General features: G+C 57.4%; 21 protein-coding genes. 11 read left to right on the top strand and 10 right to left on the bottom strand.

The window, feature by feature from the left end:
- The first annotated feature begins 24 nt into the window (after positions 1-24).
- The 6 genes from HMPREF3142_RS10625 (at position 25) to ghrB (ending at position 5,988) form a co-directional block, all read left to right on the top strand.
- Positions 25-687, top strand: a complete 663-nt coding sequence (locus tag HMPREF3142_RS10625) for an OmpA family lipoprotein (RefSeq protein ID WP_002921917.1) — start codon at positions 25-27, stop codon at positions 685-687.
- 103 nt (positions 688-790) lie between these two features.
- On the top strand, positions 791-1,807 hold the full coding sequence (locus HMPREF3142_RS10620; protein WP_008806891.1) for a LacI family DNA-binding transcriptional regulator: 1,017 nt from the start codon (positions 791-793) through the stop codon (positions 1,805-1,807).
- Between the two features lie 111 nt (positions 1,808-1,918).
- Positions 1,919-2,668: a sugar phosphate isomerase/epimerase family protein gene (locus tag HMPREF3142_RS10615; protein ID WP_008806890.1), complete on the top strand. Its 750-nt coding sequence runs from the start codon at positions 1,919-1,921 to the stop codon at positions 2,666-2,668.
- Between the two features lie 3 nt (positions 2,669-2,671).
- On the top strand, positions 2,672-3,607 hold the full coding sequence (locus HMPREF3142_RS10610; RefSeq protein WP_008806889.1) for a sugar kinase: 936 nt from the start codon (positions 2,672-2,674) through the stop codon (positions 3,605-3,607).
- A 104-nt stretch (positions 3,608-3,711) separates the two neighbouring features.
- Positions 3,712-4,992 (top strand): MFS transporter, encoded by a 1,281-nt coding sequence (locus HMPREF3142_RS10605; protein ID WP_048268308.1) that lies wholly within the window; start codon positions 3,712-3,714, stop codon positions 4,990-4,992.
- Between the two features lie 24 nt (positions 4,993-5,016).
- Complete coding sequence (ghrB, locus tag HMPREF3142_RS10600) at positions 5,017-5,988, top strand: glyoxylate/hydroxypyruvate reductase GhrB (protein ID WP_008806887.1); 972 nt, start codon at positions 5,017-5,019, stop codon at positions 5,986-5,988.
- Between the two features lie 108 nt (positions 5,989-6,096).
- Here the strand turns inward: ghrB and HMPREF3142_RS10595 are convergent, their stop codons facing one another.
- Entirely contained in the window at positions 6,097-6,807 is a 711-nt protein-coding gene (locus HMPREF3142_RS10595; protein WP_012540337.1) for a DUF3053 domain-containing protein, read from the bottom strand.
- Positions 6,808-7,248: 441 nt separating this feature from the next.
- Between HMPREF3142_RS10595 and HMPREF3142_RS10590 the strand changes: the two genes are divergently transcribed.
- The 3 genes from HMPREF3142_RS10590 to cspA all read left to right on the top strand — a co-directional run bounded on the left by HMPREF3142_RS10590 (position 7,249) and on the right by cspA (position 9,605).
- On the top strand, positions 7,249-8,604 hold the full coding sequence (locus HMPREF3142_RS10590; RefSeq protein WP_008806885.1) for an MFS transporter: 1,356 nt from the start codon (positions 7,249-7,251) through the stop codon (positions 8,602-8,604).
- A gap of 245 nt (positions 8,605-8,849) precedes the next feature.
- Positions 8,850-9,140 carry an HTH-type transcriptional regulator gene (locus HMPREF3142_RS10585; protein WP_002921931.1) on the top strand — a complete coding sequence of 97 codons (291 nt, stop codon included), beginning with the start codon at positions 8,850-8,852 and terminating at the stop codon, positions 9,138-9,140.
- 252 nt (positions 9,141-9,392) lie between these two features.
- A complete protein-coding gene (gene cspA, locus HMPREF3142_RS10580; protein ID WP_000014594.1) occupies positions 9,393-9,605 on the top strand; it encodes a transcription antiterminator/RNA stability regulator CspE in 213 nt (70 codons plus the stop codon).
- Positions 9,606-9,703: 98 nt separating this feature from the next.
- On the opposite strand, the gene HMPREF3142_RS10575 is transcribed toward cspA, so the two are convergent.
- The 5 genes from HMPREF3142_RS10575 to HMPREF3142_RS10555 all read right to left on the bottom strand — a co-directional run bounded on the left by HMPREF3142_RS10575 (position 9,704) and on the right by HMPREF3142_RS10555 (position 15,521).
- Entirely contained in the window at positions 9,704-11,323 is a 1,620-nt protein-coding gene (locus HMPREF3142_RS10575; protein ID WP_070612058.1) for an ATP-binding cassette domain-containing protein, read from the bottom strand.
- Between the two features lie 301 nt (positions 11,324-11,624).
- Entirely contained in the window at positions 11,625-11,777 is a 153-nt protein-coding gene (gene hokA / locus HMPREF3142_RS10570) for a type I toxin-antitoxin system toxin HokA (RefSeq protein ID WP_012967075.1), read from the bottom strand.
- Between the two features lie 326 nt (positions 11,778-12,103).
- Positions 12,104-14,173 (bottom strand): glycine--tRNA ligase subunit beta, encoded by a 2,070-nt coding sequence (glyS, locus tag HMPREF3142_RS10565; protein WP_012967074.1) that lies wholly within the window; start codon positions 14,171-14,173, stop codon positions 12,104-12,106.
- 9 nt (positions 14,174-14,182) lie between these two features.
- Complete coding sequence (gene glyQ / locus HMPREF3142_RS10560; protein ID WP_070612057.1) at positions 14,183-15,094, bottom strand: glycine--tRNA ligase subunit alpha; 912 nt, start codon at positions 15,092-15,094, stop codon at positions 14,183-14,185.
- 127 nt (positions 15,095-15,221) lie between these two features.
- Entirely contained in the window at positions 15,222-15,521 is a 300-nt protein-coding gene (locus HMPREF3142_RS10555) for a YsaB family lipoprotein (protein ID WP_077598881.1), read from the bottom strand.
- A 179-nt stretch (positions 15,522-15,700) separates the two neighbouring features.
- Here HMPREF3142_RS10555 and HMPREF3142_RS10550 point away from each other — a divergent pair, with 179 nt between their 5' ends.
- Positions 15,701-16,696: an acyltransferase gene (locus HMPREF3142_RS10550; protein WP_012540332.1), complete on the top strand. Its 996-nt coding sequence runs from the start codon at positions 15,701-15,703 to the stop codon at positions 16,694-16,696.
- Positions 16,697-16,722: 26 nt separating this feature from the next.
- Here the strand turns inward: HMPREF3142_RS10550 and yiaA are convergent, their stop codons facing one another.
- From yiaA to xylA, 4 genes are all read right to left on the bottom strand, one after another.
- On the bottom strand, positions 16,723-17,169 hold the full coding sequence (gene yiaA / locus HMPREF3142_RS10545) for an inner membrane protein YiaA (protein WP_008806879.1): 447 nt from the start codon (positions 17,167-17,169) through the stop codon (positions 16,723-16,725).
- Between the two features lie 31 nt (positions 17,170-17,200).
- A complete protein-coding gene (gene yiaB / locus HMPREF3142_RS10540) occupies positions 17,201-17,572 on the bottom strand; it encodes an inner membrane protein YiaB (RefSeq protein ID WP_008806878.1) in 372 nt (123 codons plus the stop codon).
- Positions 17,573-17,740: 168 nt separating this feature from the next.
- Positions 17,741-19,195: a xylulokinase gene (xylB, locus tag HMPREF3142_RS10535; RefSeq protein WP_023317356.1), complete on the bottom strand. Its 1,455-nt coding sequence runs from the start codon at positions 19,193-19,195 to the stop codon at positions 17,741-17,743.
- Positions 19,196-19,287: 92 nt separating this feature from the next.
- Complete coding sequence (gene xylA, locus HMPREF3142_RS10530; protein ID WP_039102633.1) at positions 19,288-20,610, bottom strand: xylose isomerase; 1,323 nt, start codon at positions 20,608-20,610, stop codon at positions 19,288-19,290.
- 505 nt (positions 20,611-21,115) lie between these two features.
- Here xylA and xylF point away from each other — a divergent pair.
- Positions 21,116-22,111 (top strand): D-xylose ABC transporter substrate-binding protein, encoded by a 996-nt coding sequence (gene xylF, locus HMPREF3142_RS10525; RefSeq protein WP_004210164.1) that lies wholly within the window; start codon positions 21,116-21,118, stop codon positions 22,109-22,111.
- Positions 22,112-22,127 lie beyond the last annotated feature (16 nt).

Here is a 22,127-nt window from a genome sequence, read left to right as displayed (position 1 = left end):
AATAAAAAGGATTAAGGACATTAAATGAAAAAACGCGTACTTATGATTGCGGCGCTGGTCAGCGGCACTCTGGCCATTTCTGGCTGCACCACCAACCCCTATACCGGTGAACGTGAAGCAGGTAAATCCGGTATTGGCGCAGGTATTGGCTCCTTAGTGGGCGCTGGCGTCGGCGCGCTCTCCTCTTCCAAACATGACCGCGGCAAAGGCGCGCTGATTGGCGCAGCGGCCGGCGCGGCGCTCGGCGGCGGCATTGGTTACTACATGGACGTGCAGGAAGCGAAGCTGCGCGACAAAATGCAGGGAACCGGGGTCAGCGTGACGCGAAATGGCGACAATATCGTGCTGAACATGCCGAATAACGTCACCTTCGACAGCAATAGCGCCAACCTGAAGCCGGCCGGCGCCAACACCCTGACCGGCGTGGCCATGGTGCTGAAAGAGTACGAGAAAACCGCTGTTAACGTCGTCGGCTACACCGACAGCACCGGCAGCAAGGATCTGAATATGCGTCTGTCGCAACAGCGTGCAGACAGCGTCGCCAGCGCGCTGATCACTCAGGGCGTGGCGGCCAATCGCATTCGCACCACCGGCATGGGGCCGGCGAATCCTATCGCCAGCAACAGCACGGCGGAAGGCAAAGCGCAGAACCGTCGCGTGGAAATTACCCTCAGCCCGCTACAGTAAGCGCATCCTCATGACGCCCGGCAGCCGCTCTGCCGGGCAAAATGCTTGATATCGCTATTTTTCGCGCTAAGGTGTTGGCAGATTTTCAGCAAAGGAAGCCACCATGGCGAAAGCGGCGCGTGCAACTATCAGCGATGTGGCGAAAGCCGCAAAGACCGGCAAAACCAGCATTTCACGTTATCTTAACGGCGAGAAGCATCTGCTTTCCGACGATCTGTTATCACGTATTGAAAAAGCCATTGCCGAACTCGACTACCGCCCCAGCCTGATGGCCCGCGGCCTCAAACACGGCCGAACCCGCCTTATTGGCCTGATCATCGCCGATATCACCAACCCCTACTCGGTCAATGTCATGAGCGGCATTGAAGCGGCCTGCCGGGAAAAAGGCTTCACCCTGCTGGTGTGTAATACCAATAACGAGCTGGATCAGGAACTGCACTACCTGGACCTGCTGCGCAGCTACCAGGTGGAAGGCATCGTGGTCAACGCAGTCGGTATGCGGGAGGATGGCCTGAACCGCCTGCAGCAGTCGGCCCTGCCGATGGTGCTGATTGACCGTAAAATCCCCGACTTCGCCTGCGATGTGGTCGGGCTTGATAACGCCCAGGCCGCCACCACCGCCACCGAACACCTGGTGGAGAAAGGGTTTGAGGCCATCCTGTTTCTCAGCGAACCGCTGGGCTCGGTGAATACCCGCCGCGAGCGTCTGAGCGCTTTTCGCGCTACCCTCACTCGTCACCACGGCGTGGTGGCTGAAAACGCCGAAGTGCAGCTCAACGACGGCGCGATGATGGACAACGTCCTGCGCCAGTTCCATGCTCGCCACCGCGGGATGCGCAAAGCGGTCATCTCCGCCAACGGCGCCCTGACGCTGCAGGTGGCCCGCGCTCTGAAGCGCGTCGGCCTGATCTGGGGGAGCGATATCGGCCTGCTGGGCTTCGACGAACTGGAGTGGGCGGAGCTGGCTGGCGTCGGTATTACCACCCTCAAACAGCCGACGTGGCAGATCGGCTACGCCGCGGTCGAACAGGTGATTCGGCGCATTGCCGGCACTAACGACCCCATCCGCGAGCGGGTCTTCTCCGGCGAGCTTATCGTCCGCGGATCAACCTCCCGTTAACGATCCTTCGTGATGCCGATCATAAATTAAACATCTCGCCCTTTCTTATGGAACCGATACCATCTAGCGTATTAAGGAGATTAAGCAACAAACGCCGGGAGTAAGAGCGCGATGGCCAGAAAAATTATTGTCGTTACCGCTGCGTATGGTAATGACCATGTTAAATCCTTAGGCGGCCAGGCCGCTGTCCTGCCGTTCATCGCCGACGCCGGTGCGGACGGTGTCGAAATCCGCCGCGAGCTGTGCAGCGCGGAAGAGCTCAACGCTCTGCCGTCGCTGGCGGCCACCATTGAGCGCCACGGCCTGCTGGCCTGCTACTCCGCGCCGCAGGCGCTGTTCGCCGATAACGGCGAGCTCAACCCGGAACTCCCGGCGCTGCTCGCGGAAGCGCAAACCCTTAACGCCCTGTGGCTAAAGCTCTCCCTTGGCCATTTCCTTCACAATCAGCAGTTGGATGAGCTGCGCGAGATCCTCCGCGATAGCGGCATGGCGTTGGTGGTAGAGAATGACCAGACCGACTGCGGCCAGCTGGCGCCGATGCAGCGCTTCAAAGCCGCCTGCCGGGTCCATCAGTTGCCGGTCACCTTAACGTTTGATATGGGCAACTGGCTGTGGGTCGGCGACTCGCCGGAAGAGGCGGCACGCCACCTTGCGCCGGCGGTCAGCTATATTCATGTGAAAGCGGCGGAGCCTCATCATGAGAAATTCCGCGCGGTACCGCCGGATCAGGCCGCCGATCGCTGGCTGGCCCTGCTCGATAATCTTCCTGCCGACGCGCCGCGTGGAATCGAGTTCCCGCTGACTGGCCATGACCTGACGGCCGTGACCCGCCGCTACGTCAACCTGTTACGCGAGGATTAAGCCGTGGAAAATTTAGATGTCATCACCATCGGCGAAGCCATGGCCATGTTTGTCGCCACCGAAACCGGCGATCTGGCCGAGGTGGAGCATTTCATGAAGCGTGTCGCCGGCGCCGAACTGAACGTTGCCACCGGCCTGGCGCGCCTGGGTCTGAAGGTCGGCTGGGTCAGCCGCGTCGGCAACGACAGCTTTGGCCGCTTCGTACTGCAATCGCTGGCGAAAGAGGGGATCGATAGCCACGCTGTCGCCATCGACAACCGCTTCGCTACCGGTTTCCAGATGAAATCGAAAGTCGAAAATGGAACCGATCCCATTGTGGAGTATTTCCGCAAAGGCTCTGCCGCCAGCCATCTGTCGCCGGACGATTTTCGCGCCGACTACTTCACCAGCGCCCGCCATCTGCACCTGAGCGGCGTGGCCGCCGCGCTCTCTGAAAGCTCATATGCGCTGCTGGAGCATGCGGCGAAGGTGATGAAAGCCGAGGGAAAAACCCTCTCTTTCGACCCTAATCTGCGCCCGGTGCTGTGGAAAAGCGAAGCCGAGATGGTGGAGAAACTCAACCGTCTCGCCTTCCAGGCTGACTGGGTTTTGCCAGGCTTAAAAGAGGGCGTGATTCTCACCGGCCAGCAGACCCCGGAAGGGATCGCCGATTTTTATCTCTCCCGCGGCGTCAAGGCGGTAGTCATTAAAACCGGCTGCGACGGCGCCTGGTTCAAGAGCGCCAGCGGCGAACAGGGAACGGTTGATGCCATTAAAGTCGAAAACGTCGTCGATACCGTCGGCGCCGGCGACGGCTTTGCCGTCGGGGTGATTAGCGCCCTGCTGGAAGGCAAAACCCTGCTTCAGGCGGTGAACCGTGGCAATAAAATCGGTTCGCTGGCGATTCAGGTCCAGGGCGACAGCGAGGGGCTCCCCACCCGCGATGCGCTGGGCGAATAACATTTATACGCAACAATAACAGCCGTCCTGTACCCTACCTGCAGCGCGGCACAGCAGCGTCCGTTTCGACGGACGGATGTCACCTCATTGACAGAGGCAAGCCTATGAATAGCTCAACAAATGCAACGAAACGCTGGTGGTACATCATGCCTATCGTGTTTATCACGTATAGCCTGGCGTACCTCGACCGTGCCAACTTCAGCTTCGCCTCCGCGGCAGGCATTACCGAAGACCTGGGCATCACCAAGGGGATCTCCTCCCTGCTGGGGGCCCTGTTCTTCCTCGGCTACTTCTTCTTCCAGATCCCCGGCGCTATCTATGCGGAGCGCCGCAGCGTTCGCAAACTGATCTTTATCTGCCTGATCCTCTGGGGCGGCTGCGCCTCGCTGACCGGTGTTGTGCATAATATCCCGGCGCTGGCGGCCATTCGCTTTATCCTCGGCGTCGTCGAAGCGGCGGTGATGCCGGCGATGCTGATCTATATCAGCAACTGGTTCACCAAATCAGAGCGCTCTCGCGCCAACACCTTCCTGATCCTCGGTAACCCGGTGACGGTCCTGTGGATGTCGGTGGTCTCCGGCTACCTGATCCAGGCCTTCGGCTGGCGGGAAATGTTCATCATCGAAGGGGTGCCGGCAGTGATCTGGGCCTTCTGCTGGTGGGTGCTGGTAAAAGACAAACCGTCGCAGGTTAACTGGCTGGCGGAGAATGAAAAAGCCGCGCTGCAGGAACAACTGGATCGTGAACAGCAGGGCATCAAAGCGGTGCGTAACTATGGCGAAGCCTTCCGCTCCCGCAACGTGATCCTGCTCTGCGCGCAGTACTTTGCCTGGAGTATCGGCGTGTACGGTTTTGTACTGTGGCTGCCGTCGATTATCCGCAGCGGCGGTGAAAATATGGGGATGGTGGAAGTGGGCTGGCTCTCTTCGGTTCCGTACCTGGCGGCCACTATCGCCATGATCGTGGTCTCCTGGGCCTCCGATAAAATGCAGAACCGTAAGCTGTTCGTCTGGCCGCTGCTGCTGATTGGCGGACTGGCCTTCATCGGCTCCTGGGCGGTCGGCGCCAACCACTTCTGGGTGTCTTATACCCTGCTGGTGGTGGCCGGTGCGGCAATGTATGCGCCTTACGGCCCCTTCTTCGCCATTATTCCGGAAATGCTGCCGCGTAACGTCGCCGGAGGCGCCATGGCGCTGATCAACAGTATGGGCGCTCTGGGCTCCTTCTGCGGCTCGTGGTTTGTCGGCTACCTGAACGGTGCCACCGGCAGCCCCGCAGCCTCCTATATTTTTATGGGGGTGGCGCTTTTCGCCTCAGTATTGCTGACTTTGATTGTTAAGCCTGCTAATAATCAAAGCATTCCGCTTGGCGCTCACCACGCCTGAACTATTTCTACTACGGAGATTCGCATGAAGCCGTCTGTCATTCTCTATAAAACGCTTCCCGACGACCTGCTACAGCGCCTGGAGGAGCACTTTTCCGTCACTCAGGTAAAAAACCTGCGGCCGGAGACCGTTTCGCAGCATGCAGAGGCCTTCGCCCAGGCTGAAGGCCTCCTGGGCTCCAGCGAAAAGGTTGACGCCGCGCTGCTGGAGAAGATGCCGAAGCTGCGTGCGACCTCTACCGTTTCCGTTGGCTATGACAACTTTGACGTCGAGGCGCTGAACGCTCGCCGGGTGCTGCTGATGCATACCCCGACCGTACTGACCGAGACCGTCGCCGATACGGTCATGGCGCTGGTGCTGAGCACCGCGCGCCGGGTAGTGGAAGTGGCGGAGCGCGTCAAAGCGGGCGAGTGGACGAAGAGCATTGGCCCGGACTGGTTCGGCTGCGACGTGCACCATAAAACCTTAGGTATCGTCGGCATGGGCCGCATCGGTATGGCGCTGGCGCAGCGCGCCCACTTCGGGTTCGGCATGCCGATCCTGTATAACGCGCGCCGCCAGCATCCGCAGGCGGAAGAGCGCTTCAACGCCCGCTATTGCGATCTCGATACCCTGCTGCAGGAAGCCGATTTCGTCTGCTTGATCCTGCCCCTGAGCGAAGAGACCCACCATCTGTTCGGTCAGGCGCAGTTTGCCAAAATGAAATCTTCCGCCATCTTCATTAACGCCGGACGTGGCCCGGTGGTGGACGAGCAGGCGCTGATCGCTGCTCTGCAGGCGGGTGAAATTCATGCTGCCGGCCTTGATGTCTTCGAACACGAACCGCTGGCAAAAGACTCGCCGCTGTTAACCCTACCAAACGTTGTCGCGCTGCCGCATATCGGCTCTGCCACCCATGAGACGCGCTACAACATGGCGGCCTGCGCGGTGGACAACCTGATCGATGCCCTGAACGGTAATGTAGAGAAAAACTGCGTTAATCCGCAGGTCAAATAAGCCATAAAAAAACCCGGGTAGCGGCGGCAATCGCCCTCCCCGGGTTCTTTTTGCATCTTATCCATCATCCTGCTCGTTCGCCGCAGCCAACGTCAGCCAGATGAGACATTAACGGGTGGCGTTCACCGCTGCCGTCCATGCCTGATTAAACGCCTGATGCTGCGCCGCCAGCGGCCCAATCAGCGCATTGTACTGGCTGGCCTGCTGCGAGGTGGGGAACTGAATGCCGTTGGCCACAAAGCTCACCTGGGTCCCCTGCTGAGCGACAAAATCCCCCACCTGAACCAGCTGCTGGGTAAAGATTTGCGCGGCCGGGATCAGCGGCTGCAGCGCGTCAGCTGGCGCGGTCACGACCTTGGCGTAAACCTGATCGAAGACCGGCTTAAGATCGTCAGCCTGCTTCAGAGCGCTATGCGCGGCATCGGCCTGCATTTTCGCATTCTGCAGCTGCTGGCTGAGCACGCCCAGCGCGCCGTTCGCCTGACGCAGCGGCTCACGCTGGGTCATATAGTCCTGCGGGACGCGGATAGCATTGACGCTGTCCACCACCGGGCGCAGACCAGCGTCCATCGCCTGGCTCACCTGCTGCGAGTAACCGTAGATCACCGCGTAGTCAGAGACAAAAGGCCCAAACTGTTTTTTCTGATCGGCGGTCAGCGTCGGCAGACGTTCACCGCTACGCATCGCCGTATTCTGCAGGAAGTCGATAAACGCTTTGCGCTGATCGCCTTCTTTATCAAAACACCCACTCAGGCTAACCACCATCAATAAGGCCGCCATAGCCGCAAACCAGCGAGAGCAGGACTTTCCTGTCGCCATTTTTTTACTCCTTTCAGCCAAAAAAAGCGCACAACGACACACACGTGCCAGACGCTGACAAGGATAGTCCAGCTCGGCCTCGCAGGATACCCTTTACTGCTAATCTTACGCAGGAAAAACGCCATTTCGCACGCCATCGTCGCGGTGTAGAACGTCTGTTATACACATCACAAATATAGTCATCACATTCTGCGAGCGAAGTTTATATAACCATCTGATTTTTATGGCACTAAAAAAGTTTCCGTACGACGTGGCGTCCTAAAACGGACGATAATCGCACGCTTTGGCGCGCGCCTGCATTGCCTGCCCCCCACTTCAATGATTTGATGAATGAGCGATTAACGGCGATACGTTCGATTATCGCACAAATCAAACTCAATGACGCGAGGACGACGATAAAAACAGACCTCTGTCCCTCGCTCAGTCTGCCAGGAAAGCCGTATGACTAAGACAACCATCGACATTCAGGCCTTTATCAACGAGCACCCCTTCACCCGCTACCAGTGGATGATCCTTGCGCTCTGCTTTATCACCGTCGCGATGGACGGATTCGACACCGCGATCATCGGATTTATCGCCTCCGACCTGGTACAGGAATGGGGCGTGGAAAAATCGGCGCTCGGCCCGGTGATGAGCGCCGCGCTGGTGGGCCTGGCGGTCGGCGCCTTAACCGCGGGGCCGCTGGCTGACCGCATCGGCCGCAAAAAAGTGCTGATTATGTCGATCGTGGTGTTCGGCGGATTCAGCCTGCTTACCGCCTTCGCCACCAGCCTTAATCAGCTGACGCTGCTGCGTTTCCTGACCGGTCTCGGGCTCGGCGCGGCGATGCCGAATGCGGCCACCCTGATGAGCGAATATGCGCCGGAGCGCCGTCGGGCGCTGCTGGTGAACCTGATGTTCGTCGGCTTTCCGATGGGATCATCGCTGGGTGGCTTTTTATCCGCCTGGATGATCCCGCACTATGGCTGGCAGAGTGTGCTGGTGCTGGGCGGCGTGATGCCCCTCCTGCTGGCCGTAGCGTTAATTTTTCTGCTGCCGGAGTCTGCCCGCTATCTGGTGGTGAAGCAGCAGCCGGCGCAGCGCATTGCCGCCATCCTGAAACGCATCGCGCCGCTGCCGGAGGCGGTGGAATTTGAGCTGCGCGAAGCAGGCCAGGTGAAAGAGAAATCGGCCATCGGCGTCATTTTCTCCCCACGCTACGCGGTGGGTACCGTGATGTTGTGCCTGACCTACTTTATGGGCCTGCTGATTTTCTACCTCCTGACCAGCTGGCTGCCGCTGCTGATCCGCGAAACCGGCGCCTCGATGAGTCAGGCCTCCATCATCACCGCCCTGTTCCCGCTGGGCGGCGGGATTGGCGTACTGATCCTTGGCGCCCTGATGGACAAGATCAATCCCAACAAGGTGGTGGCCGTCGGCTGGTTGCTGACCGGCGTTTGCGTCTGCCTGGTGGGTTTCTCCACCAGCAGCCTGGTGCTGATGGGGGTGATGGTGTTTATCGCCGGTAGTATTATGAATGGCGCGCAGTCGTCGATGCCCGCGCTGGCGGCAGGCTTCTACCCGACGCAGGGGCGCGCCACCGGCGTCGCCTGGATGCTGGGTATCGGCCGCTTCGGCGGGATCCTCGGCGCGTTCAGCGGCGCCTTCCTGATGCAGGCGCAGCTCTCCTTTGAAACCATCTTCACTCTGCTGGCCATCCCGGCGTTCCTGTCAGCCCTCGCGCTGCTGATCAAATACCGGGTCAGTAAATCCGCGCCGGCGACGAAAGACGACGCGAGAGGTCTGCAGAAAGCCTGATTGTTAAGCCGGCGGCCCGCGCCGGCTTTGCCGCTTTTTTCTTATCCGTTTACAAAAATTTTCGAAGCCATCTCATCGCGTTAGTAATCATTCTCTTAGGCTCCACTGCCGTTTGGCTGCCGGGGACGATTCGATAGCCTGTTGGCAAATAATCACGGACGTTACCATCCGCTGCACGATTTTCTGACTATTCTTAAAGAGCTTTATAAAAAATCTCTTCCGCTGTGTGATAAAAGGAGTTCTCAATGGAATATAAAGATCCCGTGTTTGAACTGCTGAGCAGCCTGGAACACATCGTATTTAAGGATGATAATCAGAAACTTACCTCAAACCGTAAGTCCACTGTGTTTAGTGAATTTGAGCAGCTGCGTAAAGGCACTGGACTTAAGATTGACGACTTTGCCAACGTCATGGGCGTGAGCGTCGCCATGGTAAGAGAGTGGGAGTCGAGACGGGTTAGACCGTCTCCCACCGAGCTGAAATTGATGCGCCTGATTCAGGCCAATCCACAGCTTTCACGACAGTTACTCGATTAATCCAGCGCGCAGCGGCATGGGTCAGTAAGGGGGCTTTTGCCGCTGCACCGTAAAAAAAAGTTTGCTATCAGGTGCTGAACGTGCGTTAATGCTCGCAGGTTTGATGTACAGACCACAGAGCAGTCGAATAGAGCAGTCCTTCTAAGGTTATCCAAAGATACCCCCGTAGTGAACTTTCCCTTTATCGCTTTAAATCTGTAGTCCAGACCGCTACGCCGCAAGGCTCACTTATTTTTTTAAAGGTAATTCACTATGTCCGGTAAAATGACTGGTATCGTAAAATGGTTCAACGCTGACAAAGGCTTCGGCTTCATCACTCCTGACGATGGCTCTAAAGACGTGTTCGTACACTTCTCTGCTATCCAGAACGATGGCTACAAATCCCTGGACGAAGGTCAGAAAGTTTCCTTCACCATCGAAAGCGGCGCTAAAGGCCCGGCAGCTGGCAACGTAACTTCTCTGTAAGTTCAAGCCGCTAAGAATCGAGAATCCCTGCCTGATGGCGGGGATTTTTTTTATCTGTCGCCAACAGCCGCCAGCATACGATGGCGGCTGTTGGGCATTCAGAGCAGGGAAAAGTGCCAGCCCGTCTCCCGCCACGCCAGGCTATGGGCCAGCTTCAGACCGTGTAAAAAAGCCTCATCATGTGACACCACCAGCATCGCGCCTGGAAACGCCGCCAGCGCGCTTTCAATAGCCTGTGTCGATGCTAAATCGAGATGGTTGGTCGGCTCATCCAGCAAAAGCAGCTGAGCGGGATCGCGTCGCCAGAGCACGCACGCCAGGGCCGCTTTCAGACGCTCGCCGCCGCTGAGCGTCGCCAGCGGCAGAGTGACCTTATCCGCGCCAAGCTGGAGCTGCGCCAGACGGGTGCGCAGAAGGCCCTCATCCAGCGGGGTATCGTCCAGGCTCAGGTGCGCCATGACCGATAACGACAGATCCAGCTGCGTCAGATGTTGATCCAGATAAGCCGCGCTCACCGACAGCCGGACATCGCCTGAGACGGCCTGCTCCAGCCCCAGCAGCGTTTTCAGCAAAGTGGTTTTGCCACAGCCGTTCGGTCCCTTTAGCGCAATACGCATCGGACCATCCATACGCCAGTCCAGCGGCGCAGCGGGTGAATGGGCGAGCTGCAATGCTTCCACCACCAGAACCTGCTTGCCGGCGGCCACTTCGCTACCCGGCAGGGTGAACATCACCGGATTGTCGTCTTCTACCCGCTCCCGTGCCTGCTGCACGGCGGCATTCAGACTGCTGTTCTGTTCACGATGCTGACGGCGCAGCGTTCCCGGGCGCTCTTTTGCCGCACCTTTGTACTTCACACGTTCAAACGAGGCGATATTTAGCGTATCAACGGTCCGCAGCGTCTGAGCCGAGCGCCGCTGGGCGGCGTCATGCTCCTTTTGCATTCGCGCGCGGGTGCGCCGTCGCTCGGTCACAGCATGCTCCAGCGCCGCGCGCGCAGCCTGCTGCTCCGCCATACGCTGGCGCTGATATTCATCATAGTTGCCGCCGTAGCTGTGCAGCGCCGTCGGCGTCAGCTCAATAATCCTCGGCATCCGCGTCAGTAACTCGCGGTCGTGGCTGGCGATCAGAGCCCCACCCTGCCAGCTTTCCAGTTGGTGATAGAGCCACTCCCGCCCCTGGCGGTCCAGATGGTTGGTGGGCTCATCCAGCAGCAGATAATCGGCGCCGGAGACAAAGGCGCCGCACAGCAGAGCCTTCATCCGCTCGCCGCCGCTGAGTGAAAAAGCGGGACGATCGGCAGAGAACGGCGGGAGATCGGCTTCACGGAAAGCTAAACTCAGGCGATCGGGGAGATCCCAGTGGCCATCCAATAGATCGAAATCGGCAGCCAGCACTTGACCCTGTTCAAGGCGAGACAAGGCATCAAATATCGGCGCATAGCCCAGCAGCGTAGCGAGGGTGGTCTCCGGCGTAAGCGTCGGCTGCTGCGCCCCCCAGGCAATAGAAGCCCCGCGCTCGATATAGCCTTCGGCGGGGGAATCCAGACCGGCCAGCAGACGTAGCAGACGCGTCTTACCGACGCCGTTACGGCCGACCAGGCCGCAAAGCGACGATTCCAGCGATAAATTCAGCGGACCAAAAAGCGTATCTCCCGTCGCAAACTGACAGGTGACCTGATGTAAAACAAAAGCGGGGATATGGGCGCAATGAGCCATAAGCACTCCTGAATGAAATCAATACTCCCCTACCCGCAACATCTGCGAGGTAAGGCGTGAAATTCATCAGTCGTGTTTGTTCATTTGTGGGGCGCGCTCCGGTGAGACGAGGAATTCGTCGGGACATAGGATAGCCACACTCCGGTATGCGTTGCAAGCCTGTTTTATTCAACGATCGTGTAAAAATAAAAAGGCCTCCTGATATCAGGAGGCAAATGATTTATTTGGTGAACAATGAAAGGGTGCATTGAGAATGCCTGACACTGCAAGCATGGTGGGGATAGATCCCCACCAGATGCTCTTACTGTTTAATATCACAGGCTAAGAATGCCACCAGCTCAATATTTCCCTGCCTGAGCTGTAATTCACATAGCGAATCACGAACCATCCAGGTCAATAATAAAATAGTGAAGCAAATCACTACTAAGCCAAACAACAGATACTTTTGCGGCATTCCTCGCCTCCAGTGTTGATTTTCAACAAGTAAGAGGCTACTCTTATGGTGTTCATGCATAGGGGAGCCTCACTTTGATTACTATCAGGTGGGGCTTTTCTCTGTCTGTCTCCCGCTGAATACCTGAGACACACAGTCTCAAGCACCCGCCGCCATTCTAGCGTAAATACCTCACGGAATTATGTTTATATATTCCTAAAACATTTCTTATCGATGAATGTAAATAATGAAGATATCAATAGCAGAATTATTAACGGTTCATCTATTTATATTTCACGTATAAAAAAACCTGCCCTGAGGCAGGTCTTTTATTATTACCGATACGCTTACTGCAGCAAAGAAATATCCGCGACCTGCAGGAACAGTTCACGCAGTTTGGACAGCAGCGTCAGACGGTTGATGCGAACATCTTTGTCTTCAGCGTTAACCATCACGTTCTCGAAGAATTCATCCACCGGCTCGCGCAGCGCAGCCAGCTCGATCAACGCATCCTGATAACGGCCTGCGGCGAAATACGGCTGCAGTTTGTCGCGCAGCACCACCAGATTGCCCGCCAGCTTGATTTCCGCCGCTTCTTTCAGCACTGAAGCGTGAACGATGTCGTTCAGCGTCTCGTCGGATTTCGCGAGGATGTTGGAGACACGTTTGTTTGCCGCCGCCAGCGCGGAGGACTCTTCCAGGGTACGGAAGTGCGATACGGCTTTCATGCGCGCATCAAAATCCGCCGGGCGGGTTGGACGACGCGCCAGTACCGCCTGGATCGTGTCGACGCCGTAACCTTCGTCCTGATACCAGGCGCGGAAGCGGCCCAGCATAAAGTCGATCACATCATCAACCACGTTGGCGTTGGTCAGCTTCTCACCGTACAGACGCACCGCTTCTTCGGTCAGCGTTTGCAGATCGAGATTCAGGTTCTTCTCAACGATGATACGCAGCACGCCCAGCGCGGCGCGGCGCAGCGCAAACGGGTCTTTATCGCCTTTCGGATGCTGCCCGATACCAAAGATACCCGCCAGGGTGTCCATCTTATCGGCAATCGCCACCGCGCAGGCAACCGGGTTAGACGGCAGCGCGTCGCCGGCAAAGCGTGGTTGATACTGCTCGTTCAGCGCTACGGCCACGTCTTCCGCTTCGCCGTCATGGCGCGCGTAGTGCATCCCCATCACGCCCTGGGTGTCGGTGAACTCGAAGACCATGTTGGTCATCAGGTCGCACTTGGACAGCAGGCCCGCGCGGGTCGCATGGTTCACATCAGCGCCAATCTGCCCGGCAATCCAGCCCGCCAGCGCCTGGATGCGATCGGTCTTGTCGCGCAGGGTCCCAAGTTGCTGTTGGAACAGCACGGTTTCCAGACGCGGCAGGTTATCTTCCAGACGTTTTTTACGGTCGGTGTTGAAGAAGAATTCAGCATCGGCCAGACGCGGACGAACCACCTTCTCGTTACCGGAGATGATCTGCTGCGGATCTTTGGACTCGATGTTGGCTACGAAGATAAAGTTCGGCAGCAGTTTGCCGGCGTTGTCGTAGACCGGGAAGTACTTCTGGTCGCCCTTCATGGTGTAAACCAGCGCTTCGGACGGCACCGCGAGGAATTTTTCTTCGAACTTCGCCGTCAGCACCACCGGCCATTCCACCAGCGAGGTGACTTCTTCCAGCAGGCTTTCGCTCAGATCGGCTTGACCGCCAATCTTACGCGCCGCTTCTTCCGCATCGGCTTTGATTTTGGCTTTACGCTGTTCGTAATCGGCGATGACTTTACCGCGCTCCAGCAGGATCTGCGGGTACTGGTCGGCATGATCGATAGTGAACTCCGGCTCACCCATAAAGCGATGCCCGCGAATCACGCGATCGGACGGAATACCGAGGATAGTAGCCGGGATCACTTTGTCACCCAGCAGCAAAGTCACCGTGTGAACCGGACGCACGAAGTGGACGTCAGACGCGCCCCAGCGCATCAGTTTCGGGATCGGCAGCTTCGCCAGCGAGCTGGCAATCATGTTCGGCAGCAGCGCTTCAGTGCTTTCGCCCTTTACATGGGCGCGATACAGCAGCCACTCGCCTTTGTCGGTGGTCAGACGTTCGGCCTGATCGACGGTGATACCGCAGCCGCGCGCCCAGCCTTCGGCCGCTTTGCTTGGCTTGCCTTCGGCATCGAACGCCTGGGCAATAGCCGGGCCGCGTTTTTCCACTTCGCGATCGGCTTGCGCCGCCGCCAGGTTGGCTACCTTCAGCGCCAGACGACGCGGGGCGGCAAACCATTCTACTTTACCGTGCGCGAGGCCAGCGTTATCCAGCTCCGCGGTCACGTTCGCAGCAAAAGATTCCGCCAGGCTGCGCAGCGCTTTTGGTGGCAGCTCTTCAGTGCCGATTTCCACCAGAAAAGTATTCTCAGACATGGCCGCCTCTTATTTATTCTTGTTGCACATCGGGAAGCCGAGCGCTTCACGGGAAGCGTAGTACGCTTCCGCCACTGCTTTAGTCAGGGTGCGAATGCGCAGAATATAGCGCTGACGCTCGGTGACGGAGATGGCTTTACGCGCATCCAGCAGGTTAAAGCTGTGAGCCGCTTTCAAAATACGCTCATAGGCCGGCAGCGGCAGCGGGGTCTCCAGCGCCAGCAGCTGCTGGGCCTCTTTCTCATACTGCTCAAAGCAGGAGAACAGGAAGTCGACGTCGGCGTATTCGAAGTTATAGGTGGACTGCTCCACTTCATTCTGGTGGAACACGTCGCCGTAAGTGGTTTTACCCAGTGGGCCATCGCTCCAGACCAGGTCATAAACGCTGTCCACGCCCTGGATGTACATCGCCAGACGCTCCAGACCGTAGGTGATCTCGCCGGTCACCGGCTTACACTCGAGGCCGCCCACCCGCTGGAAGTAGGTGAACTGCGTCACTTCCATGCCGTTGAGCCACACTTCCCAACCCAGACCCCAGGCGCCCAGCGTCGGGTTTTCCCAGTTGTCTTCGACAAAACGAATATCGTGAATGGTCGGGTCCATACCCAGCTCTTTCAGCGATCCGAGGTACAGCTCCTGAATGTTGTCCGGAGAGGGCTTAATCACCACCTGGAACTGATAGTAGTGCTGTAAACGGTTCGGGTTTTCGCCATAGCGGCCATCGGTTGGACGACGGGAAGGCTGCACGTAGGCGGTCGCCATTGGCTCCGGCCCTAACGCGCGCAGGCAGGTCATCGGGTGAGAGGTGCCGGCGCCGACTTCCATGTCCAGTGGTTGAACAATGGTGCAGCCCTGACGAGCCCAGTAATCCTGTAAGGTCAGGATCAGGCCCTGGAAGGTCCTGGTATCAAACTTTTGCATATGATTTCGTGCTGGATACGTGTGGATTTAAAGGAAGGAGTCAGTATACCCGCTGGCTGCGAGATATACAGTACGAAACGGCGTTGTTTCAGGAAAACGGACGAAATTTACGCCAGCCGGGGTCGATTCAGCGCATCGAAAGATGCATAAACTGGCCGTCCGGGTCAAAGGAACAGATGAAACGCTCATTCTTGCCGGTCCGCCCCGAAAGCTCATAGCTCGCCTGGAATTGTTCAAAATGGTTCACGTCAACGAGCTGCGTTTGCGTGTTGTAGCGAATAGCGGCCTGATCCTTGCAAAGCTGGGCCATATTGAGCGTCGTTTGCGGAGTAATGCGTGCGCGCTGCGCTTTTTGCGCCGGGGGAGAAATGGTCTCGCTGCAGCCCGCGAGGAGCAGCACCAGCATAATGGAAACAACACCTTTCACCACGTACTCCTCCACCGCCTTGTTAGCAAGTTGTTATCGTAAAGATTCAGTATTACAGGTATTTTGCGAATATCATAAAACCGCGACAAGTCTGTGACCGAAAACTCAGACTAATCTATTGCGACACCGGGACATAAGGCGGGTCAGACCTTATTTCGCCAGCAGACTTTGAGGGACTGATGCAAGAAAAGATACACTGGATCACCAACCTGCGCGGTATCGCCTGCATGATGGTGGTGATGATCCACAGTACCAGTTGGTATATCACTCATCCGCATGCCATCACCCTTATGGAATGGGACATCGCCAATCTGCTCAATTCCGCCTCCCGCGTCAGCGTGCCGCTGTTTTTTATGATCTCGGGATACCTGTTTTTTGGCGAGCGCAGCGCCCAGCCGCGCCATTTCTGGCGAATTGGTTTGTGCATTGCGTTCTATAGCGCGCTGTCTCTGCTGTATATCGCGCTGTTTACCCATATCAACGTCGAGCTATCGTTAAAGAATTTGCTGCAGAAGCCCGTCTTCTACCACCTGTGGTTTTTCTTTGCTATCGCCGTCATCTACCTGCTCTCGCCGCTGATTCAGGTTAAGTCCGTCAGTGGCAAAATGCTGCTGGTGCTGATGGCGATCCTCGGTATTCTGGCCAACCCCAATATGGTCAGCGTCAAAGCCGCCGGGATTGAGTGGCTGCCAGTCAACCTCTATATCAACGGCGATACCTTTTATTACGTGCTCTACGGCGTGCTGGGCAGAGCCATTGGCACCCTGGACACCAATAAAAAATGGCTGACCCCGTTCTGCGCCGCGCTGTTCATCGCCGCCGTGTGGGTTATCTCCCGCGGCACGCTGCATGAGCTGCGCTGGCGCGGAGACTTTGGCGACACCTGGTATCTCTACTGCGGGCCGGCGGTGTTCGTTTGCGCGGTCGCCCTGCTGACGCTGGCCAAAAACTGGCTTAACGCACGTCCCCTGCCCGGTATCGCCTGCATTGCGCGACATTCACTGGGGATCTACGGTTTCCATGCCCTGATAGTGCATGCGCTGCGCGCCAGCCATCTGGAGCTGTCCCGCTGGCCGCTGCTGGACATTGTGTGGATATTTAGCGCCGCCCTGCTCGGCAGCCTGCTGCTGTCAGGCCTGGTGCAGCGGATTGATAGCCGCCGGCTGGTCAGCTAACGGTCCGCCACCCGGAGGGGCCCGACTTACGACTCAGGCCCCTCTTCCGTCACGCTGAGAGGTTCCCGTAAGCGCGTCGGGTCCCAGGCATCACGCACGTTTTTCTGCACCGCAACAGCGCCAAACAGGCTCAAAAAGTACGCCAGCCCATAGAACCCTTTCTCGCTGAGCAGCAGAGTGGCATTCCACAGTCCGATAACCAGCAGACCTACAGCGATAACGAAGACCACCAGGCAGGTGGTGTAGTACAGCGCGGTGGTCGGAATGGCTTCATACTTATCGCGCACCGTCTTTTGATAAGATGCCGCGGCAAACAGCCCCAGTACCAGGACAGCAAAATAATAGCCTTTCTCATTCAACTGCATATCGGCATTCCACAGCCCCACCAGATAGGTGACGATGCCGCCGATCAGGGCAATCCAGGAGATCAAATGAAACGCCGGAGAATACGTCGCGTGCTTGTTTTCCATCACTTTTTACCTTTTACGCGCCTCGGAGCGGCGCTTATTCCGTTTTTTGCATCGCCCGGGCGACGCGGGTCCGTTCGGGGGTTGCCGATGCGCCATATAAGCAGACAAACCACGCCGCGATATAGACGGCTTTTTCATGCCAGTCTGCCGGCACATACCAGGCGCCAACCAGCAGCAGGCCGACCGATAGCAGCAGCACCAGCCGACATAAGGCAATAAAGCCGTCGTCCTGTTCCTGCCACTGGCTGGCGCGCTGATGGGCGAGGACGGCAAACATCCCCATCACCAGTACGCCGAGAAAATAACCTTTACCGCTAAACAACGGGCAGGTTCGCCAGATACCGAGCAGATAAACCAGCGATCCTGCTGCCATCATCACCCTGGCAATGTTGCGTTTTGTGTTCATCTCACCTCCCTGGTCGACAGGGGCTGATTATGACCGACTCCCCCGGCGATGCCGCAGGTTACGCACCGGAAAGCGGAGATTTCGGAATAAACAAATACGCTTTTTTGGATGGATGTAGCCGGGACATTCAGGGAGGGAATCCGCCCGGCGCTGCCGGACGGACTGAGGCTAAGACATCAGCGGTTTCAGCTGCTGATAAATCTGGCGGAAGGTTTCCCGCTGTGGCGCATAGTGGGCCACACGGCGATCGTCCGGGCGATGCGCTTGTTCAAGCGGCAGCGGCTTCAGCAGCCCGGCGCGGTCTGCCTCGTCGTGCACCGCCAGCTGCGCCAGCCGGGCCGCCCCCAGCGCCGGGCCGACATCGCCCCCGGTACGGTAATCGAGCTGCAGGCCGCTAATATCCGCCAGCATTTGCCGCCAGTAAGCGCTGCGCGCCCCGCCGCCGATAAGCGTGATGCTCTGCGGCTTGATGCCGCAGGCGTGTACCACGTCCATGCCATCCGCCAGCGCATAGCCCACGCCCTCCAGCACCGCCCGCGCCAGCTCTGCCGGCCCATGCTGATGCGTCAGGCCAAAAAAGACGCCCTTGGCCTGCGGGTTGTTGTGCGGCGTGCGTTCGCCCGACAGATAGGGCAGGAACCACACCGGACCGGCGCTTTCATCCGCCGTCTGCGCCGCCGCGATCAGCGCCGGCACGCTGGCCAGGCCGGTTAATTTCGCCGCCCAGTCCAGGCAGGAGGCCGCGCTGAGCATCACCGACATCAGATGCCAGCGGCCCGGCAGCGCATGGCAGAAGCTGTGCACCGCGCTTTCGGGTTTGCTGAGGAACCCTTCGCTGACGGCGAAGTAGACGCCTGAGGTGCCCAGCGACAGCATTGCCTGGCCGGCGTCGGCCATTCCGACCCCGACCGCGCCTGCGGCGTTGTCGCCGCCGCCGCCCACCACCAGCGCCTGCGGCATATTCCACGCCTGCGCCACCTCAGGTCGCAGTTGCCCGGTGACGTCGCTGCCTTCAAACAGCGCCGGCATCGCATCCCGACTGAGATCGCAGGCGGCGAGCATCTCATCGCTCCAGTCACGCCGGGCGACGTCCAGCCACATCGTACCGGCGGCGTCAGACATGTCGCTGGCAAGCTCGCCGGTCATGCGCAGGCGCAGATAGTCCTTCGGCAGCAGCACTTTATCGACCTGGTTGAACACCGCCGCCTCGTGGCGCTGCACCCAGAGTAACTTCGGCGCCGTAAAGCCCGGCATCATCAGGTTGCCGGTGATCTGCCGGGAAGCGCTGACTTTTTCCTCCAGCAGCTGGCACTCTTCGGCGCAGCGGCCGTCATTCCATAAAATGGCCGGACGCAGCACCTGTAACGATTTATCCAGCAACGTGGCGCCGTGCATCTGCCCGGCGATGCCCAGCGCCTTCACGTCGCGCAGGCTATGCTGCGCGCCCAGGGCTTTCATCGCCGTGTCTGTCGCCAGCCACCACTGTTCGGGATCTTGTTCCGACCACAGCGGATGCGGACGCGAGACGGTGAGTTTTTCGGTATGCGATGCCACTACCTCACCCTGCTCATTCAGCAGAATGGCTTTGACGCCCGATGTTCCCAGATCGATGCCGATATACATACTACCTCTCCTTAAACGCGCGCCACGGCTAAGCGTGGCGCGAACAGAGCATCCTGGTTGCGACGCCGGTCATGCCGGGCGCCGCCGCATGATTACTTATCAAACAGATAATGGTTGACCAGGTTTTCCAGTTGTTCCTGCTGGCCGCTGCGATGCTGCGGCGCCAGCTGATGCTGAGTGGCATACCGGGCAATGTCGCTGAGGGTCATCTGCCCGTTAAGGATCTGCTGCCCCAGCTCACCGTTCCAGCCGGCGTAGCGTCTGGCCACGCGTTTATCCAGCTCACCGTCCTCAATCATCCGCGCCGCAACTTTCAGCGACAGCGCCATGGTATCCATCGCGCCAATATGACCATAGAACAGGTCGTATTTGTCGGTGCTCTGCCGGCGCACTTTCGCATCAAAGTTGAGGCCGCCGGTGGTGAAGCCGCCCGCTTTAAGAATTTCATACATCACCAGCGCATTCTCTTCGACGCTGTTCGGGAACTGGTCGGTATCCCAGCCCAGCTGCGGATCGCCGCGGTTGGCGTCGACGGAGCCGAACAGCCCCAGCGCAATGGCCGTCGCAATTTCATGATGGAACGAATGGCCGGCGAGCGTGGCATGGTTAGCTTCAATATTCAGTTTAATCTCTTTTTCCAGACCAAACTGTTTGAGGAAGCCGTAAACGGTAGAGGCATCATAGTCATACTGATGCTTGGTCGGTTCCTGCGGTTTGGGCTCAATCAGCAGCGTGCCTTTAAAGCCAATTTTATGCTTATGCTCCACCACCAGTTGCATGAAGCGGCCAATCTGTTCACGCTCCTGACGCAGGTCGGTATTCAGCAGGGTTTCATAGCCCTCGCGACCGCCCCACAGCACATAGTTTTCGCCTCCCAACTGATGAGTGGCATTCATCGCGGTGACCACCTGGGTGGCCGCCCAGCTAAACACTTCCGGATCCGGGTTGGTGGCCGCGCCAGCGCCGTAGCGCGGGTTGGTAAAGCAGTTTGCGGTCCCCCACAGAAGCTTCACGCCGCTCTGCTGCTGTTTCTCTGCCAGCACCTCGACCATGCGGGCGAAGTTATTGCTGTACTCCTGCAGCGAGGCGCCTTCCGGCGAGACATCGACATCGTGGAAACAGTAGTAAGGCACGTTGAGTTTGTGGAAGAATTCAAACGCCACATCGGCTTTACGTTTGGCCATCTCCAGGGCGTCGCCAGGCTGCTGCCATGGACGGTCGAAGGAGCCCACGCCAAACATATCGGCGCCATTCCAGCAGAAGGTATGCCAGTAACAGGCCGCAAAACGCAGATGATCTTCCATCCGTTTGCCCAGCACCAGTTCATCCGGGTTGTAGTGACGGAAAGCCAGCGGGTTAGTGGATTTCGGGCCTTCGTAACGAACGCGATCGAGTTGATCGAAATAGGTCTGCATAGAGAACTCCATATTCAGAGATGCGGCGAATAACCAATCAGATACCCTAAATAATTCGAGTTGCAGGAAGGCGGCAAGAGCGTGAACCTCCAGGCGCTGGTACCAGCAAGAGGTCGGAGCAACGAATGTCACCAACCCACCTACAACTTGAAGTATGACGGGTTTAAGCCAATATAGAATTTCACTTTCCATCTCCTCAATTACGTTATTTCACACCGCCATTGAGAGAATCCACAAACGTGCGCCAGCTCGCAAAAAATAATATTCTTCCCTCTTCTCCGCGCCTTGTCGGGGAAGTCCAGTGCAATAATAAGTGTGTGCATGAATAAAATACGATCGCCGTCATAATTTGCACATTAAACGAAATTTCATAACGGCAAAATAAGAACCGGTAATTGCCAGCCCTGCTTTCCGCGTTAAGAATCTGTAACGTATCCGCAACCTCATGTATCAAACATTATTTTCCGTTCGTCTTACCTACCCTTACAAAAAAGGTATCATTATTATGAAGATAAAGAACCTTTGCCTTACACTTTGCGCCAGCTCCCTCCTGCTCGCCAGCATGGCGGGGATGGCGAAAGAAGTGAAGATTGGCATGGCCATCGACGATCTGCGTCTGGAGCGCTGGCAGAAAGACCGTGATATTTTCGTCAATAAAGCGGAATCCTTAGGCGCCAAAGTTTTTGTCCAGTCCGCCAACGGTAATGAAGAAACGCAGATGTCGCAAATTGAAAATATGATCAACCGCGGCGTCGATGTGTTAGTCATTATTCCTTATAACGGTCAGGTACTCAGCAACGTGATTAAAGAAGCCAAGCAGGAAGGTATTAAAGTCCTGGCCTATGACCGTATGATTAATAATGCTGATATTGATTTCTATATTTCTTTCGACAATGAAAAAGTCGGTGAAATGCAGGCGCAAAGTCTGGTCGACAAAGTGCCGCAGGGTAATTATTTCCTGATGGGCGGCTCGCCGGTGGATAATAACGCCAAACTGTTCCGCGCCGGGCAGATGAAGGTCCTCAAACCGTATGTGGATGAAGGCAAAATTAAGATTGTCGGCGATCAGTGGGTTGACGGCTGGCTGCCGGAGAACGCGCTGAAAATAATGGAAAACGCGCTGACGGCGAATAATAACAAGATCGATGCCGTGGTCGCCTCCAATGATGCCACCGCCGGCGGCGCCATCCAGGCCTTAACCGCCCAGGGGCTGGCCGGTAAAGTGGCGATCTCCGGTCAGGATGCTGACCTGGCGGGTGTGAAGCGCATTATTTCCGGTACCCAGACGATGACCGTCTATAAACCGATTACCACCCTGGCCACCAACGCCGCCGAAATCGCCGTTGAGCTGGGTAACGATAAGCAGCCGAAGGCCGATACCACGCTGAATAACGGCTTAAAAGACGTCCCTTCGCGCCTGTTAACGCCCATTGAGGTGAATAAAGAGAATATCGACGCCACGGTGATTAAAGACGGTTTCCATAAAAAGAGTGAACTGTAATGGCTGACGCCCCGCT

The sequence above is a fragment of the Klebsiella sp. HMSC16C06 genome (assembly GCF_001808325.1).
GTDB lineage: Bacteria > Pseudomonadota > Gammaproteobacteria > Enterobacterales > Enterobacteriaceae > Klebsiella > Klebsiella variicola.
This window is presented reverse-complemented; position numbering and strand designations above follow the sequence as displayed.